Annotated in this window: 18 protein-coding genes; 6 read left to right on the forward strand and 12 right to left on the reverse strand. The window is 42.2% G+C overall.

The genetic code is table 11. The annotated features are described in order from the left end of the window. Positions 1-52: 52 nt before the first annotated feature. From R3D86_05660 to R3D86_05675, 4 genes are all read right to left on the reverse strand, one after another. A complete protein-coding gene (locus tag R3D86_05660) occupies positions 53-1,006 on the reverse strand; it encodes an acetyl-CoA carboxylase carboxyltransferase subunit alpha (GenBank protein ID MEZ5757685.1) in 954 nt (317 codons plus the stop codon). A gap of 98 nt (positions 1,007-1,104) precedes the next feature. Further along, positions 1,105-2,043: a tyrosine recombinase gene (locus R3D86_05665; protein MEZ5757686.1), complete on the reverse strand. Its 939-nt coding sequence runs from the start codon at positions 2,041-2,043 to the stop codon at positions 1,105-1,107. Continuing rightward, positions 2,043-4,067, reverse strand: a complete 2,025-nt coding sequence (locus tag R3D86_05670) for a hypothetical protein (protein ID MEZ5757687.1) — start codon at positions 4,065-4,067, stop codon at positions 2,043-2,045. Before R3D86_05670 ends, R3D86_05665 begins: the two co-directional genes overlap by 1 nt. A 21-nt stretch (positions 4,068-4,088) precedes the next feature. Then, positions 4,089-4,229: a hypothetical protein gene (locus R3D86_05675; GenBank protein MEZ5757688.1), complete on the reverse strand. Its 141-nt coding sequence runs from the start codon at positions 4,227-4,229 to the stop codon at positions 4,089-4,091. A 144-nt stretch (positions 4,230-4,373) separates the two neighbouring features. Between R3D86_05675 and R3D86_05680 the strand changes: the two genes are divergently transcribed. Genes R3D86_05680 through R3D86_05690 form a run of 3 tightly spaced genes read left to right on the forward strand, consistent with a single transcriptional unit; the run spans position 4,374 to position 7,420 of the window. Beyond that, entirely contained in the window at positions 4,374-5,051 is a 678-nt protein-coding gene (locus R3D86_05680; GenBank protein ID MEZ5757689.1) for a shikimate kinase, read from the forward strand. Beyond that, positions 5,029-6,138 carry a 3-dehydroquinate synthase gene (gene aroB / locus R3D86_05685; protein MEZ5757690.1) on the forward strand — a complete coding sequence of 370 codons (1,110 nt, stop codon included), beginning with the start codon at positions 5,029-5,031 and terminating at the stop codon, positions 6,136-6,138. Before R3D86_05680 ends, aroB begins: the two co-directional genes overlap by 23 nt. A 10-nt stretch (positions 6,139-6,148) precedes the next feature. Beyond that, positions 6,149-7,420, forward strand: coding sequence for an HlyC/CorC family transporter (locus R3D86_05690; GenBank protein ID MEZ5757691.1), 1,272 nt, complete (start codon positions 6,149-6,151; stop codon positions 7,418-7,420). Between the two features lie 64 nt (positions 7,421-7,484). Here R3D86_05690 and R3D86_05695 read toward each other — a convergent pair whose 3' ends face one another. Genes R3D86_05695 through R3D86_05710 form a run of 4 tightly spaced genes read right to left on the reverse strand, consistent with a single transcriptional unit; the run spans position 7,485 to position 10,327 of the window. Then, positions 7,485-7,841, reverse strand: coding sequence for a helix-turn-helix transcriptional regulator (locus R3D86_05695; GenBank protein ID MEZ5757692.1), 357 nt, complete (start codon positions 7,839-7,841; stop codon positions 7,485-7,487). Next, positions 7,838-8,395 carry a Smr/MutS family protein gene (locus R3D86_05700; GenBank protein MEZ5757693.1) on the reverse strand — a complete coding sequence of 186 codons (558 nt, stop codon included), beginning with the start codon at positions 8,393-8,395 and terminating at the stop codon, positions 7,838-7,840. Before R3D86_05700 ends, R3D86_05695 begins: the two co-directional genes overlap by 4 nt. Continuing rightward, positions 8,392-9,597: an MltA domain-containing protein gene (locus R3D86_05705; protein ID MEZ5757694.1), complete on the reverse strand. Its 1,206-nt coding sequence runs from the start codon at positions 9,595-9,597 to the stop codon at positions 8,392-8,394. The genes R3D86_05700 and R3D86_05705 overlap by 4 nt, the downstream gene beginning before the upstream one ends. Positions 9,598-9,619: 22 nt before the next feature. Then, entirely contained in the window at positions 9,620-10,327 is a 708-nt protein-coding gene (locus R3D86_05710; protein MEZ5757695.1) for a Tim44/TimA family putative adaptor protein, read from the reverse strand. A 134-nt stretch (positions 10,328-10,461) separates the two neighbouring features. Between R3D86_05710 and R3D86_05715 the strand changes: the two genes are divergently transcribed. Continuing rightward, positions 10,462-10,950 carry an FxsA family protein gene (locus R3D86_05715; protein MEZ5757696.1) on the forward strand — a complete coding sequence of 163 codons (489 nt, stop codon included), beginning with the start codon at positions 10,462-10,464 and terminating at the stop codon, positions 10,948-10,950. A gap of 120 nt (positions 10,951-11,070) precedes the next feature. Then, positions 11,071-11,586: a protein-export chaperone SecB gene (secB, locus tag R3D86_05720; GenBank protein ID MEZ5757697.1), complete on the forward strand. Its 516-nt coding sequence runs from the start codon at positions 11,071-11,073 to the stop codon at positions 11,584-11,586. 63 nt (positions 11,587-11,649) lie between these two features. Here secB and dnaQ read toward each other — a convergent pair whose 3' ends face one another. From dnaQ to R3D86_05740, 4 genes are read right to left on the reverse strand one after another with little or no spacing between them, the layout of a single operon-like run. After that, entirely contained in the window at positions 11,650-12,324 is a 675-nt protein-coding gene (dnaQ, locus tag R3D86_05725; GenBank protein MEZ5757698.1) for a DNA polymerase III subunit epsilon, read from the reverse strand. After that, entirely contained in the window at positions 12,317-12,904 is a 588-nt protein-coding gene (gene coaE / locus R3D86_05730) for a dephospho-CoA kinase (protein MEZ5757699.1), read from the reverse strand. The genes dnaQ and coaE overlap by 8 nt, the downstream gene beginning before the upstream one ends. Continuing rightward, complete coding sequence (locus R3D86_05735) at positions 12,901-13,746, reverse strand: shikimate dehydrogenase (GenBank protein MEZ5757700.1); 846 nt, start codon at positions 13,744-13,746, stop codon at positions 12,901-12,903. The genes coaE and R3D86_05735 overlap by 4 nt, the downstream gene beginning before the upstream one ends. After that, positions 13,728-14,564 carry a pyruvate, water dikinase regulatory protein gene (locus R3D86_05740; protein ID MEZ5757701.1) on the reverse strand — a complete coding sequence of 279 codons (837 nt, stop codon included), beginning with the start codon at positions 14,562-14,564 and terminating at the stop codon, positions 13,728-13,730. The genes R3D86_05735 and R3D86_05740 overlap by 19 nt, the downstream gene beginning before the upstream one ends. Positions 14,565-14,967: 403 nt before the next feature. Here R3D86_05740 and hemE point away from each other — a divergent pair, with 403 nt between their 5' ends. Further along, positions 14,968-16,005 carry a uroporphyrinogen decarboxylase gene (gene hemE / locus R3D86_05745; protein MEZ5757702.1) on the forward strand — a complete coding sequence of 346 codons (1,038 nt, stop codon included), beginning with the start codon at positions 14,968-14,970 and terminating at the stop codon, positions 16,003-16,005. Positions 16,006-16,007: the final 2 nt, after the last annotated feature.

Here is a 16,007-nt window from a genome sequence, read left to right on the forward strand (position 1 = left end):
ACAAAAAAAGCGCCGACAAAATACGGCGCTTTTTTAATGTCATAAAGTTGTCCTAAAGAGAAATATTACCCATATTGAGGAATTTCTCGTTTCTGAGTTCTCTTAATTTTTCAGGGCCTATCGCCGAAAACTCCATCAAGGCATTATCAATTGCCTTACCCACTGCTTTCATGGTTTTTTCATGATCCCGATGGGCGCCACCGATAGGTTCTGGAATAACCTCGTCAATTACTTCCAGCTTCAGAAGGTCTTGTGCTGTAATTTTAAGAGCATTAGCAGCATCTTCTGCCTTTTCGTTGGTGCGCCATAATATGGAGGCGCAGCCTTCCGGGGAAATAACGCTGTATACGGCATGTTCCATCATCAAAACTTTATTACCAACCGCTAGAGCAACGGCACCACCGGACCCACCTTCGCCAACAATGATGCTGATGAGGGGCACTTTTACTTGAAGACAGGCTTCGGTTGATCGGGCAATTGCTTCCGCCTGACCGCGTTCTTCAGCCCCTATGCCGGGGTAGGCTCCTGCCGTATCGACAAAAGTCACAATGGGAATTTTAAACTGATCCGCAAGATGAAAAAGCCTTACGGCTTTGCGGAACCCCTCAGGCCGTGCCATACCAAAATTATGTTTGATCCGGCTCTGAGTATCATTACCTTTCTCATGACCGACAACCATGACTGACTGGCCTTTAAAACGGCCAATGCCACCAATAATAGCCTGATCATCAGCATAGCTTCGATCTCCTGCCAGCTCCATAAAATCCGTAAAAAGATTTTCAATATAATCTGATAAATGAGGGCGGTCAGGATGACGGGCTACTTTAATTTTTTCCCATGATGACAATTTAGCATATGTGGACCTTAATAGGTCATCAAGCTTTGCTTCCAGTCGTCTTACTTCTTCGGCAATGTTAATTTCATCACCACTTTCCAAACTTTTAATGTCGCGAATGCGGCTTTCCAGTTCGGCGATAGATTTTTCAAAATCCAAATAGGTTTGCATATAATATGACTTCACTATTATTGTTCGCAAAAAAGACGTTATACCCTCTGGGAAGGAAAAAGGCGACTAAAAAAACATCACAAAAATAAATAAACCCGTTATTTTACAAGCGGGTGTTTGCTTTGTACCAGTGATTTCAGACGTTCTTCAAGCACATGTGTGTATATTTGCGTTGTGCTGATATCGGCATGACCGAGCATTTTCTGAACCGCCCTGAGGTCAGCCCCGTTGGCAAGAAGATGGGTGGCAAAAGCATGTCTTAAGACATGTGGGGAAAGGGAAGAGGGTAAAATACCCACCTCGGCTCCAAGCTGTTTTAACTGTTGCGCAAAACGGTGTCTTGTTAAATGGCCCTGTTTGCCATTTGACGGAAAAAGCCATTTTTTCTGTTCTTTTGTGAACTTTAATTTGCCCGACGAATTTATCGTTGAGGCCATGACGTCAACATATTCCTGTACTGCTTTAAGGGCTCTGATGCTGAGCGGAACCAATCGTTCCTTTTCCCCTTTACCGCGAACATAAATATAGGGTTCCCCGCTTCGGAAAACGGATGAGGACAGGGAAACCAGTTCAGAAACCCTAAGTCCAGTTGCATATAAAAGCTCCAGCAGGGCCCAAAGTCGCATCTCATTGAAATTTCCTGTTTCCCGGGCACGCTTTTCTGCAAATGATATAAGATCCGAGACCTGCTGTTCACTGAGCAATTTTGGCAACGATCTGCCCGTATGAGGGCTTTCCAGGTCAAGCGCAGGGTTATCAGCCCTAATACCTTCGCCATAGATAAATTTATAAAATTGTCTTAGACAAGAAAGTTTCCGGGCTGATGTACTGGCAGCAAACCCTTTTTTTTCAATTTGGGCCAGATATTTTCTAAGATCTTCGGGTCGGGCAGCAATTAATATATTTTCTGATTTATTCGACATGCTTTCAATAAACTGTTCCAGATCACGTCGATAGGATTCGATTGTGTTGAGCGACGCTGCTCGCTCAGTCAGTATCATTTCAAGGAACAAATCTATTAAATTTTGATCATTCATTAAAAATCATGGGCAACTAGAGCTTCAATTGCCACCATACGCGCCTGTTGTTCAAGGCCAAAACTTCTCAATAGGCGCACGACAACACTTATGCCTGATGCATCCAGACTGCCGGGCCCATCCGCGCCCATGGCGATCAGACTTAAAATAATCGCCTGACCCTGTTTATTTTCAGCAACCGACCGGATCATATCCCGCCAAACAGACAGCGGAATTGAGTGAGTGTTATCATCATGTCGGTAAGCAACAAGCTCTTGCCATTTATTATCTGGTACTTCAAATTGAAATGCCTCAGCGAGAGCATAGAAAAGTGTTGCTTTGCTGTCTCTGTTTTCAGGGGATAACAGGGACTGACCATTCCACCAAAGATCAAGAATATCTTCCGACCAGGCGATTTCACCTCTGTTCGCAGCCAGAATAACCAACGGCCATGTTTTAATAAGAGCCGTCGTCGCTTCGCTGTTTCCCGTTGATGCGGCCCTTCGTGTAAAATCATACCATTCTTTTGCTTTTTCAATTTCGCCACCGAGAATAAGACCTCTGGTAATTTGATAAGCCTGCCCAATAAGATCTGTTGATGGATTTAAGGACATAAGTGTTTTTATATTCAGCTCCGACGCACGTGGAAGATCATTTTTTTCTGCAGCCCGCTGCCATATAACATTAAGGATTGCCGTTTTTGCCGCATCATCCGCTTGCCTTGAAGCTGTTTGATAAAGAAGCGCATCCATCATCGGCCGGTCATCAAATTGTGCCAGCTGTTCAGCATTGTTATATTCCCTTTCGGAAAATTCCTGAAGACCATAAATATTGCGCAGAACGTCTGCTGAAACACCCCCTGACTGATAGCTTCTTACCGCTGCCTGAAATCTGTTATCTGCTGACATATTAGGGTTTATAACAAGCGCACTGAGTATGAGCGGTGAGCTGTCTTCTATTAAATTGGCATCAATTGGCTGATCAAGAAGCGACAAAATAGTATATTTGAGCGGGTCCAGTGATGAAAGTCCACCGCTCAGGAATACAGACCTTGTATCAGGGTTTTCCATAAGCTTATTGAGCAGATCAAAATAGATAAAATCTTCCTGTCCACGTTCTGTCATCATATCAAGGGCAATCTGTGCTCCGGTATTGTCCCCTTCCAAGGTTCGGCAGAAGGCCAGCATTTTCAGCCAGAAAAGATCGTCTGACCGCTCCTGGTCAGTCATTGCCCCCCGATTCGAAAAACTGTTTTGCCGCTGATTTTCCTGCTCGCTTCTGGCATTCATTGTCATTTCGCAGGCGCCTATTATGTCTCCCCCCAGCATTAATATTTCAGCATTTTGCTGACTGGGTTCAAGTGTCCCCTCAGGTAAGTTCTGTATAAACTTAACCATATCATCCAGATTCCCCTGCTCAATCAGCTTTGAAATCCTCAGATTTATAAATCTTTTTACAAGATCCGGGTCTATAAGCTCTTCTTCAGGTGCTGATTGCTGATTTTCAGGATTTAAGATTATGGTGACACCTGTGGGCGGCAATGCAGCAGAAAGCAGCAACTTCTTGGAAATAGTATTCATAGCCGGTGATTTGGATGGCAATTGAAGGACTTTAAACAGCTTCTCAATATTTTCATATGTTGAAGGCTGCCAAATTATTCTGGATAGTCCCCCATTACTGCGTGTCAAAATTCCGTAGGCCGATTGGTCCTGCCCTGCTAGATCAATGACATCGACATCCGTACCGGGTGAAGTAATTTGATCCATATCTTCATTGAGAATTGATTGCCCTGAAGGCTGGTCAAGCCTACTTTCGGCCGTTTCAGCAATTTCACTATCGCTTGGGAAATATGGCCCGGGCACTCCGGAGGGAAATAATATAGACTTTGGCGCTGAATCAGCTTCTGGAACTGCTGGCTCAGTCTGCCGAGCCTGGCCATGGGCAAAAAGAGGAATAGATAGCATAACGCCAATCGTCATAACACCAGATAAAATACCGGCTTTCCCAAAAAGAAGTGATTGAATTGATGAATATGCTCGGGTCATGTCAATTTACCTGCACTATACCTAATTCGGGAAAGTATCGTCAGGAAGTGTTTTTTCCACATGTTCCGTTGGCGCGGGAATATCCGCTGTCATAAGGTAGATGCCTGCACCAACAATTGTCAGCAGTATCAGTATAATCAGCGTAAGCCATAATTTTGCCATTGGTATATTTACCTCTGTAATATTATAAAAGAAATTTAAATTCAGCACCGCATATTAGCCGTGTTTCTCTCCGGCGTAAAGCATAGGAAAAAATATGTTTATTTCGTGGCTAATCCGAATAAAGACATGTAAATAGTAGATATAATGAATAACATAAAAAGAAAAAGAAAAAACAGCCTTGCTCCGCGATTGAGATATCCTCTGCGAAAGAGTATATCGCTGGTTGGACTTATGGGAAGCGGAAAGACGACAATCGGCGTTCGCCTTGCACGACGGTTACATCTAAAATTTGTCGACAGCGATCACGAAATTGAAAAAGCTGCAGGTCACACAGTGAGCGAGATTTTTGAGAAATTCGGGGAAGAGGATTTCAGAAAAGGAGAGCGTCGGGTCATAAACCGGCTAATTAATGAGGATAAAAAGATTGTTCTTGGCACTGGTGGCGGCGCTTTTATAGACAAAAAAACAAGAAGCAGATTATTAAAGCAGACAATCGTGATATGGCTTAAAGTTGATGTCGATCTTCTGGTTGAAAGGACGTCGAAACGGGACACACGGCCATTATTAAAAACTGGTGACCCAAAAGAAATTCTTCAGAAATTGACCAAGGAAAGATATCCTATATATGAAGAAGCACATTTAATTATTGAAAGTGGGCAGGGTCCCCATGATAAAGTTGTCAATGATATAATATGGAAGCTTAATAAATTTCTGGCTATTGAGAAAAAGAAATATCAAAAACGCATGGGAACCAATAAGCAATCCCCAAATAATAAGGCCAGTGTTACAGGCAAAGAGAATGATACAAAAAACAACAGTTGATCTGGGATCAAGAAGCTACGACATACTGATTGGTGAAAATATAATTGATGCGGCGGCTGACCATATCAGGCCACATTTAAAACGAGCCAAAACAGTCATTATAACAGACGAGAATGTTGCTCATCATCAGCTCGCCCGACTGGAGGCCGGCCTTGAAAAAGGCGGGATTGAGTATGATAATATAATATTGCCTGCCGGAGAAGCGACGAAATCCTTTGATCATCTTGAATCTTTACTGAATAAATTACTGTCAATGAGGCTGGAACGCAGTGATACGATCATCGCCTTTGGCGGCGGTGTCATTGGCGATCTGGTGGGTTTTGCTGCCAGCGTTTACCTTCGGGGCATTAATTTTATCCAGATCCCCACCACTTTACTGGCACAGGTTGACAGTTCAGTAGGCGGGAAAACAGGTATTAACAGCAAATATGGTAAAAATTTAGTCGGGGCATTTCATCAGCCCCGGCTTGTACTGATTGATGTGACGACACTTGAAACACTTGAAAAGCGCCATGTCATTGCCGGTTATGCAGAAATAGTAAAATACGGGCTTATTAATGATCCGGACTTTTATAACTGGCTGGAAAAGAACGGACCATCATTAATTGACGGTGAAGAGACGAACATGCGCGCACTGCGCCGTGAAGCCATAAAAAAAAGCTGCGAGGCAAAGGCCGCAATAGTAAGTATGGATGAAAAGGAAAGTGGGGCACGAGCCCTATTAAACCTGGGACATACATTTGGCCATGCGCTAGAAGCTGAAAACGGATATAATGACACCCTTTACCACGGTGAAGCTGTTGCAATGGGTATGATTTTGGCCTTTCAGTTATCTGAACGGATGGGATTATGTTCATCTGGTGATGTAGAACGCGTAAAAAAACACTTTGCTGATATTTCCGCACAGTCAATTTCATCTTTTGATTTTAATGTTGATAATCTGCTTAAACATATGCAGGGCGATAAAAAAATGTCTGGCGGAAAGCTTACTTTTGTGCTTGTCTCCGGGATAGGTAAAGCTTTTCTTACAAATGAAGTGAATATGGATAGTGTAAAATCTTTATTGAAGGATGCATTAAAAGGATAAATCTACCCCAATGGAAATAGAACTTATTCTTGCACTGGTCGTTATTATATTTTTGATAATATTCTCAGGTTTTTTCTCAGGCTCTGAAACCTCCCTTACGGCCACGCCTGCCTCCAACATGCATAAAATGTCAAAAGAGGGTAATGAAAAAGCCGCCCTTGTTGAAAAACTAATTTCTGATCCGGAAAGTCTGATCGGCGCTATTCTGCTCGGCAATAATCTGGTGAATATTCTTGCATCAGCATTGGCCACCTATTTCTTCATCGAACTATTTGGCCAGATTGGCGTCGTTTACGCCACATTTATAATGACCGCAATTGTTCTGATCTTTGCAGAAGTCATGCCTAAAACATATGCTATTTCAAACCCTGAAAGAGTGGCTCTCAAGGTAGCGCCTTTTGTAAATATCATCGTCATAATTTTTGCGCCAATTGTACGCCTCATACAGCTGATTGCACGGCGTACTTTAAGGTTGCTTGGTGTAAAGGCAGAAAGAAATCAGAAAGTTCTTAGTCCGCAGGATGAAATCCGCGGCGCAATTGATTTACAGGCCCATGAGGGCGGCATCATCAAAGAGCATAAGGATATGCTTGCCGGCATTCTGGATTTGGATGAAATAAGTCTGGAAGATGTAATGGTCCATCGTAAAAATGTAGAAACCATTAATGTCCAGGATAATATTGACGACATCATTAAGCAGATCGTGTCAAGTCCACATACTCGGCTTCCAATGTGGGAAAATGATCAGGATAATATTATTGGCGTTGTCCATGCAAAAGATGTCCTGCGAATCACCCGTCAGAATAACGGCGAACTTAATCATCAGACTCTAAGGGAAATAGCGCAAGACCCATGGTTTGTGCCGGAGACCACAAGCCTTAGAGACCAGCTTAAAATGTTCCTTGCCAGAAAAGCTCATTTTGCTGTTGTGGTGGATGAATATGGTGCTTTAATGGGCGTAATCACACTTGAAGATATTCTTGAGGAAATTGTTGGCGAAATAAAAGACGAGCACGATAAATTAAACAGTGATATCAGAATTCTTAAATCAGGGGTCATAGTTGCCGAAGGCACCACACCGATTAGAGATCTTAACCGCCAGTTTAACTGGAAATTAAGCGATGAGGATGCGATTACCATTGCTGGCTATATAATTGATCAGGCAGAGATTATTCCACTTCCTGGTCAGATTTATGAAAAAGACGGCTTCAAATTCGAAATTTTAAAACGCAAAAGAAACCAGATTACGCAGATTAAAATTCACCCGCCCGTCCAAGAATAAATCTTATTCAGCCATTATAATTAATGTAATCTTCAGTGTGACGTTCAGACACAAAACTGCTTGATCAGGTTCTTTCTTTTATGATTTCGAGCATTTTTTCAATTTTTTCGTCGCTCAATTCTCGGATATCCTGGTTTAGAAGATTAACGAGCTCGGTTGCCCTTGCACTAAGCCCTGAAGTGTCCACGACTGTCCTTGGATGAGATAATCTTGCCAGATTCTCAAGTTCTTCCGCTTCGTCCCATATGATGTTAAAAAAACTGATAATCTGCTGAATGAGACGCCAGGATGGTCTCCCCCGATGGCCATGCTCCAGTGCTGACAAATAGGCCGGACTGATTGCAAGCTTTTTAGCCATTTGTTTTTGACTGATGCCTCTCTCTTTCCTGAGTTCACGAACTTTTTCACCAAATGGAGTCATGATTTCCTCTTCAATACAACATATAAGGCACCGTTGCCGCCGTCTGCTTGCCGGGCTTCCTGAAAGGAAATTATCATATGTCGCATTGCACCGCCTGAAAGCCACATTGGAACTTCCCTTCTTAGCACGCCATGGCTGTTCTCGAAATCATTATAGCGGATTTCTTCATATGCTTTATTTTTGGGGCCACCCTTACCTGTTATAACCAAAACAACCCTTTTGTTATTCTTCTGTGCCCTTTCTAGATAACGAAGCAGCCTCTCATGCGCTTCAACACAGGTTAATCCATGGAGATCTATTTTTGCGTCCGGCCTGACTTTTCCCTGCTTTAATTTTTTCCCCCAATTGCTGTCTTTATTTTTTAGACTTTCAAAATTAGAAACCGATGGGGTGCGATTTTCTTTAAAGACCTTTTTCGCGGGAAGCTTGATATTATACCGGTCCGCCGCGTCTGCCTCTGAAATAACGGGTTTTTCTGAGCCTGTTGGTGTTACATCACGCGTATATATCTGCCAAAGCCTCTTTTCATCCTTGGTCAGATCGCGTCTGCTCATAACGGATCACCAGTACTCCCTTCCAGGAGAGAAGGAACAAGAGACTTGGGAACCAGAATATAATATGTTCCCATATCTTTCATGGGTCCCGCCTTTAATTCCGCCAAATCTCCAATCCCCCAATAGACATCACCACGGATTTTACCCTTGATCGCTCCTCCGGTATCCTGAGCAACCACCAGCCTATTCAAATCCGGTATTTTGATAATCTTACCTTCATCCGATGACATTTCCTGATAGGTTTGAAGCCATAGAGGAACACCAAGCGGAATATAACTTCTGTCAACTGCGAGTGAACGACCCGGGGTTAAACCTACACCAAGGCTGCCGACGGGTTTGTCGCCATCCCTTTTTCTGAAAAATACGTATGAAGGATTTTTCCACATAAGCTGCTTCGATTTCTCAGGGTTTTCATCCATCCACCGCCTTATTGCCTGCAGTGACATATCCTCTCTGGCAATATCACCACTATCAATCAGAAATCTGCCAATGGCACGGTATGGACGGCCATTTCTTTCGGCATATCCCACATGAAAAATTTCCCCATCTTCAAGCTCAATAAATCCCGATCCCTGAATTTGAAGAAAAAAGCTTTCTTCCGGTTTTTCAAGCCAGACCAGCTCCAACCCCTTATTCTCAAGGGCGCCGCGGTCAATTGCTTCTCGGTCTTTATAGGGGACAAATTTATTCTCACGAACCTCACCAATTATGGATCTGCCTTTAAGACTTTCATCAAAATCGCCAAGATCAATATTCTGCAGATCTTCGGGCACCATATAAAGTGGCGCGCTAAACTTATCACTTTTCACCCTTGACCCTTTATAGAGTGGTGCATAATAGCCTGTAAAAAGCCCCGGTGCTTCAAGGGTAAATTTAAGTGCCGTAAATCGGTTCTCAAAAAATCTTCTGGCCGCTACAGGGTCAATTTCAAGAGAAGCCCGGCAAATGCTTTTCCAGTCAAGGGCCGAACCAAACGCGCCAAACGAGCGCTCATCGGGGAAGTCAAGCAATCGCCCGCACGAAATTTGAAACGCTTCAAGTGCTTTGCCCAGGTCATCCTCTTGCCATCCATCAAGATCTTGAAAACTGATCGTTTCAAAATTTACCGGTTCATGCTTTTCTTCGGGTATGATCAATAAGTAAAGGGCGGTGAGAAATATTCCAAACAGCAGGAAAATAGCCGAAATATTTCTTATCGTCACGTTTGCTGCTCCGGATTATACTCTATTCATCGCTGGTTGAAACCAGTGTCCAGTTTGGATCACCGCGCTTCACATCGCGGCAGAATGTCCATATATCGACGACAGGAATAATTTTTTCAGGGTCGCCGTCAATAATATTGCCGTCCGCATCTTTTTTTGCAATAGACATATGGCTTTCATAACGAAGTGTAAGCTCTGCCATTGTGCCTTCAATGCTCGCATCCACCAATTCAATTTTTTCAATATCTTTTAATGAATTTTCAAACCGATGCCCTTCATTTTTCAAGGCTTTAATGGCGTCTTCAAATTCTTTAAAAACATCCCGGCTTAAAAATGTTCTTAATGTTTTGATGTCGCCTTCCCAGAAAGCATTAAGTATCATGCCATAGGCATATTCTGCGCCATCAATAAAATAGGGCAGAGTAAAATTCCTGTCATATGAATTTATTTTTTCAAGTGCATTATAAAAAGGAGACGACTTGGCAACACCGAGATCTTTTGCAGGAACCGATTGTTCCTGAGCCGGGTCTTTTTGCTTAATCCCGCCCTTCATCGGCACGACATTCTCGGCCAACTTTCTTTTAGAAGGGCCTTTTTCAACTATTGAATGATCAGAGGATCTTTCATCTTTACCGTCATAGCCATCACGACGTCCCAATGTGCGCCGCAGTTGCAAAATGATGAACCCTGCAACAAAAGCCATGATAATTAAAAATATATTATCGTCCATCTGATTTCCTAAATACTCATTCCGTGTTTATATAAAATTTTCCGCCGACTCTTTGATACGCAAAATTTAATACTATATTAGATAGTACATGATGTATATATTATGAATTGATATTTCAACCATTTGGACAATAAATGCCCTTATTATTTTTAGTCGCTATTATCGCCGTTCCATATCTTGAATTCCTTGTTTTTGTTGAGGTAGCGAATGAAATCGGCGGCGTAACAGCACTGGCATTAACGATCCTGACAGCCATGCTCGGCATTTTTATAATCCGCCAGGAAGGGATCGAGGTTCTGAAAAATCTGAAGAATACGGTCGATCGCGGTGAAAGCCCTGTTTCCGAACTTATTCATGGGTTTTTTCTGGCAATAGCAGGATTTTTCTTTTTACTGCCTGGTTTTATAACAGATACTATAGCTGTACTTCTTGCCATTGCCCCGGTTCGTGCAATGCTAGGAAAAATGCTCATTAATGCCGGGCACCATTCCTATCAAAATCGTCCGCGGTCATCGTTTCGCGGCGGGATTATAATTGATGGTGAATTCGAAGAAACGGATGAAAACGCCCCCGAAAGCAAAAAAATTGAAAAAGAAAATAAGGATAATGATACTTCCGTTTAATCACTTTTTTGGAGAAAATAAGGCTGCAATTTAATTTTTCAAATAGAATTACTTGTTAATAACCCAAAAGCATGATAGCAGACTGAGTAAATTTGCGACTAGAAATCAGGAAAAGGCAATATGTCAGAGACTAATGAAAAAAACGAAGTTTCCAATGAAGGAAATTCTGAAGAAATTCAAATCAGTATTTTGGGCCAATATATAAAGGATCTTTCATTTGAAAACCCGACACCGGCACAAACCATTCAGAAGCTTGCAACAGAAAAGCCATCTATGAATATAAATGTAAATCTCAATGCTCAACAGCTCGCTGAAGAGATTTATGAAGTAGATCTGAAAATCACCGCAACAGCCAAATCGGGTGAAGAAACAGCATTTGTTGCAGAACTTCTCTATTCCGGTCTATTCGGTATCAAAAATCTACCTGAGGATCAACTTCAGGGATTTTTAATGGTTGAGGCGCCACGTCAGATATTCCCCTATGCCCGTCGCATACTCTCTGATGTAACCCGTGATGGTGGCTTCCCGCCTCTTATGCTTGAGCCGATTGATTTTGCAGGGCTATATCATCAACAACTGCAGCAAGCTGCGGCGAAAAAAGGTAAAAAAAGCGAAGACGACGTAGTTGTAAACTAAAAGCTGAAATTTACGATATCGGAATTAAGGCCCTTAAAATTGAGGGCCTTTTTTATTACCATACTACCAGAGCGAATTTTCTATTTTCCTGATAAAATCCTTATGTCTCTCCAGTTCCAGATCGCTGGCACTGTGGGGTCGTGGCTCCCGGAATGGGCGTTTTATTATAGTGTCGCCTGACTGAACTTCCGGTTTCTTATCGTTCTGAACTAGCCCAAGGCCGGTTTGCCGCCCGCCCATTAGTTCAAGATAAACTTCTGCGAGCAGTTCTGCATCGAGTAGGGCCCCGTGTTTTACACGGTTTGAGTTATCTATGGAAAATCTTTTACAAAGTGCATCCAGTGTATTGTTGGCGCCTGGAAATTTACGTCTGGAAATAGCAAGAGTATCTACGGAGCGGCTTGCCGGATAAGGCGAAAAGCCGAGATTTTCCATTTCCCAATTGATAAACTTCATATCAAATTCCGCATTATGGGCCACCAAATTCATATCACCACAAAAATCCCTGAAATCTCCTGCAATTTCACTGAATGTCGGATGGTTTTTTAAAAACTCTGCACTCAGGCCATGAACCTGTTCAGCTGCGGCGGGCATATCACGTTCAGGATTTATATAGACATGATAAACTTCACCGGTCGGAATATAGTCATCCACAACAACACAACCAATTTCAACAATCCGGTCGCCGTTAAAAGGGTCAAACCCTGTGGTTTCGGTATCAAATACAACTTCACGCATTGAACTTCCTGATTTTCTCTATAATTTCCGTTACCTGCTTTTTAGCATAGGCCAATCCTTTATCTGTTTGAACAATAAAATCAGCCCGCTTTCTTTTCTCCACGTCCGGCATTTGCTTCGCACTAATTTCAAGAAACCGTTTTTCGCTCATTCCGGGGCGCTTCAGAACCCTTTCTTTCTGTATATCCGGCGGCGCACTAACAACAACAACAAAATTACATTGATCCTGATAATTTTTTTCAAAAAGCAGCGGAATATCAAAAACAACAATGTCTGAATGCGCATTTTCCAGAAATGCCTGTCTCTTTCTTATCACCAAAGGATGTAAAATATTTTCCAGATTTTTGAGCGCAGCGTCATCGCCAAATACCTTATCCCCCAAACGCTTTCTGTCAATGTAATTACCGATCTTAACGCCGGGGAATTTTTCTTCCACCGCTTCCACCGCATTTCCGTCCGGACCAAGCAAATCATGCACTGCAGCATCACTATCAAAAACAGGGATACCCAGTTCAGCAAAAATTTTTGCCGTTTCCGATTTACCCATTCCAATTGATCCGGTCAGACCAATAATTTTCATGAAATTGCCTTTAACAAAAATTGTTTAAGCCCATCATCCACTTCCGGCCGAATTCCAAACCATGCCTGAAAGCCGGGCACGGCCTGATGAAGAAGCATGCCAAGGCCATCTACTGTGATATTGCCCCGCTCACGCGCTTTTTTTAAAAGAGATGTCTCCAACGGATTATACACAATGTCATAAACCACCGCCTGTTTTGGTAACTGGTCAAGCGGTAAATCAAGCGCTGGTTGCCCAGTCATCCCCAACGTGGTGACATTAACCAGCAAAGTCGTGCCTTTTAAGGCCATTTCGCGTTCTTCCCATGGAGTAACCTTAATTCTTTCATCACTAATTTCCGTTGCCAGCGCTTCTGCCCGGGACAATGTTCTGTTGGTTATGCGTATTTCAGGTGCGCCGTCATCAAGCAGGCTTACAAGAACAGCCCTGGCCGCACCGCCAGCTCCGATAATTACAATTGGTCCTTTATTTGAATCCCATCCTTCTACCGATTGTTTCAAATGGGTCAAAAAACCATATCCATCCGTATTAGTGCCGATCAATTTACCGTCATTATCAAAATAAACCGTATTAACAGCCCCAATTTTTGCAGCAACATCATCAACTTTATCGACAAGTTTAAGTACAGCTTCCTTATGAGGCAGCGTAATATTAACCCCACTTATGTTATTTTTCTTCAATCGGCCGATAAAATCCGCAAGCTCGTTTGCTGCAACATGAAAAGCGGCATAATCCCCTTTGATCCCATATTTTTTAAGCCAGTATCCATGAAGTTTTGGTGATAGGCTATGGGAAATGGGATCACCAACAACCCCGGCTATTTTTATTTCTTTTTCTGACACGCTGCTTTTTCTTCATCATATTTATTTTTGAGATTTATGATGGCCACCGACGTTTCCTCAATAGACCGTCTTGTTACATCAACAGTGGGCCAGCCCATCTTGCTAAAAAGCCTGCGGGCTTCCTTTACTTCCTCTTTGACAAGCTCTTCATCTACATAATCGGTGGTTTTATCTTCCTGTAACATCAATAGCCGGTTTTTTCTAATCTGTACCAGACGGTCTACGCTATTAACAAGCCCGACAATAAATTTGTCTTTACACTGTTCAAGCTCAGGCGGAATTGGAAGCCCGGGCACAATTGGAATATTAGCCGCCTTATAACCACGGTTTGCCAGATAAATACAGGTTGGGGTTTTTGATGTCCGCGATACCCCGACCAGAATAATATCCGCGTCCATTAAATTCCCTGTTATCTGCCCGTCATCATGTGCCAATGTATATTGAATGGCATCAATACGCTCAAAATAGACATCATCCATCTGATGCTGAAGTCCTGGTCGCTCGGTAGGTGTCTGGCCAAGATGATGACCCAATTCCCGAATTATACCCTGAAGAACAGATATATAAGGCCATTTATGGTTTTTACAGGCATCAACGAGAACTTTTTCAATTTCATGATCGACCAGGGTGAACATAACGATACCCGGATTTTCTTCAATTTCCGCAATCAGACGTTCCATATGTCTTGCCGTTCTGATCATCGGCCAGTAATGTTTAATGGGCTCTATCTTTGGAAACTGTACAAGGGAGGCTTTTGCAACCTGTTCCAGGGTATCACCCGTTGAATCGGAAACGAGATGAAGGTGTACTTTTGACATTTAAAAAATATTCCATTCTTCATAAATTTTTGAATCAGGTGAATAGTGGGGATAAGATCACTTTTTTTCAATAAGTAAATATTCTGCACCCACAATTCATTTTTTGATCTAAGAGTTTTTAGCTTGTGTATAATTTTATTAAAGCAGATTTATAATTTTGTGAATTTTATATTTTTCTATCATTTTTTTCAGCATCACTATATGTATATGCCTAATTTTAATCGACTTATACGGTAATTAAATTTTTATGATGAATTCGTTTTTCTGTTAACAATTAATGTAAATGCTGTGGATAAGATTTAATCCACAGTTTTCACAGGACCACTTAACAACTACAATATTTATATATAAATATAATATAAGTAAAAAGAACCGTGAATAACTTTGACTTGGTATCCAATATATGAGTACGAATAAACTTTTTATCCAGACGTTAAAAGGAACTCCAAATGATAGGGTCCCTTTCTGGTTTATGAGACAAGCAGGACGTTACCTCCCTGAATATATGAATCTTAGAAAAGAAGCGGGATCATTTTTAGATCTTTGCTATAACCCAGAATTTGCAACTGAAGTCACTCTTCAGCCATTAAGAAGATTTAATATGGATGCGGCCATATTATTTTCAGATATTCTTGTTGTTCCGCACGCGCTTGGACAGGATTTGGCATTCAGGGCAGGAGAAGGACCCGTTTTAACACCTGTTGATAATTTGGAAAAATTTAAAGCACTTTCAATGGAAGGCTTTCATGAACATTTAAGTCCTGTTTACCAGACCGTTTCCAATCTTTCAAAAAAACTGCCCGAACATGTTGCCTTAATTGGATTTGCTGGGGCACCCTGGACAGTGGCAACTTATATGGTCAATGGTAAGGGTTCAAAAGATCAGGCAGAAACCCGGTTAATGGCCTATCAGGACCGAGAAACTTTTGAAAAAATAATTGATCTTTTGGTTCAGTCTACGTCAGAATATTTAATCAGGCAGGTTGATCATGGTGCTGAAGCACTGCAGATTTTTGACAGCTGGTCAGGAACTTTGCCGGCAGATGAGTTTATTAAATGGTGTATAGAGCCAATGCAGAAGATTGTTAACAATATCAGGGCAGTGCATCCGGAAATTCCGATTATCGGCTTCCCAAAAGGGGCAGGAGCAAAAATCAGAAATTATGTGAATAAAACCAAGGTTGATGGTGTAAGTATAGATACTTCCACGTCTACATCCTGGGTTAGAAATGTCATTCAGCCTTTATGCACCGTGCAGGGGAACCTGGACCCGTTGCTTCTGGTTTCCGGTGGGGTAGCCCTGGAAAAAGCGGTTTATCACATTCTTGACCATTTAAAAGAGGGACCACATATCTTTAATCTGGGGCATGGCATTGTTCCACAGACGCCCCCTGAAAATGTTAAGCTTGTTTCTGACATCATTTTAAATTACCGAAGGTAAGA

Source organism: Emcibacteraceae bacterium, assembly GCA_041396985.1.
In the GTDB taxonomy this organism is placed as follows: domain Bacteria; phylum Pseudomonadota; class Alphaproteobacteria; order Sphingomonadales; family Emcibacteraceae; genus Pseudemcibacter.

What these genes read in the sequence shown, in the direction of transcription:
- coaE (MEZ5757699.1), bottom strand. Translation starts at nt 12,904, where the DNA reads ATGAAAATTATTGGTCTGACCGGATCAATTGGAATGGGTAAATCGGAA.
- R3D86_05710 (MEZ5757695.1), bottom strand. Translation starts at nt 10,327, where the DNA reads ATGGACGATAATATATTTTTAATTATCATGGCTTTTGTTGCAGGGTTC.
- R3D86_05665 (MEZ5757686.1), bottom strand. Translation starts at nt 2,043, where the DNA reads ATGAATGATCAAAATTTAATAGATTTGTTCCTTGAAATGATACTGACT.
- R3D86_05660 (MEZ5757685.1), bottom strand. Translation starts at nt 1,006, where the DNA reads ATGCAAACCTATTTGGATTTTGAAAAATCTATCGCCGAACTGGAAAGC.
- R3D86_05675 (MEZ5757688.1), bottom strand. Translation starts at nt 4,229, where the DNA reads ATGGCAAAATTATGGCTTACGCTGATTATACTGATACTGCTGACAATT.
- R3D86_05690 (MEZ5757691.1), top strand. Translation starts at nt 6,149, where the DNA reads ATGGAAATAGAACTTATTCTTGCACTGGTCGTTATTATATTTTTGATA.
- R3D86_05670 (MEZ5757687.1), bottom strand. Translation starts at nt 4,067, where the DNA reads ATGACCCGAGCATATTCATCAATTCAATCACTTCTTTTTGGGAAAGCC.
- aroB (MEZ5757690.1), top strand. Translation starts at nt 5,029, where the DNA reads ATGATACAAAAAACAACAGTTGATCTGGGATCAAGAAGCTACGACATA.
- R3D86_05680 (MEZ5757689.1), top strand. Translation starts at nt 4,374, where the DNA reads ATGAATAACATAAAAAGAAAAAGAAAAAACAGCCTTGCTCCGCGATTG.
- R3D86_05740 (MEZ5757701.1), bottom strand. Translation starts at nt 14,564, where the DNA reads ATGTCAAAAGTACACCTTCATCTCGTTTCCGATTCAACGGGTGATACC.
- secB (MEZ5757697.1), top strand. Translation starts at nt 11,071, where the DNA reads ATGTCAGAGACTAATGAAAAAAACGAAGTTTCCAATGAAGGAAATTCT.
- R3D86_05700 (MEZ5757693.1), bottom strand. Translation starts at nt 8,395, where the DNA reads ATGAGCAGACGCGATCTGACCAAGGATGAAAAGAGGCTTTGGCAGATA.
- R3D86_05715 (MEZ5757696.1), top strand. Translation starts at nt 10,462, where the DNA reads ATGCCCTTATTATTTTTAGTCGCTATTATCGCCGTTCCATATCTTGAA.
- dnaQ (MEZ5757698.1), bottom strand. Translation starts at nt 12,324, where the DNA reads ATGCGTGAAGTTGTATTTGATACCGAAACCACAGGGTTTGACCCTTTT.
- hemE (MEZ5757702.1), top strand. Translation starts at nt 14,968, where the DNA reads ATGAGTACGAATAAACTTTTTATCCAGACGTTAAAAGGAACTCCAAAT.
- R3D86_05695 (MEZ5757692.1), bottom strand. Translation starts at nt 7,841, where the DNA reads ATGACTCCATTTGGTGAAAAAGTTCGTGAACTCAGGAAAGAGAGAGGC.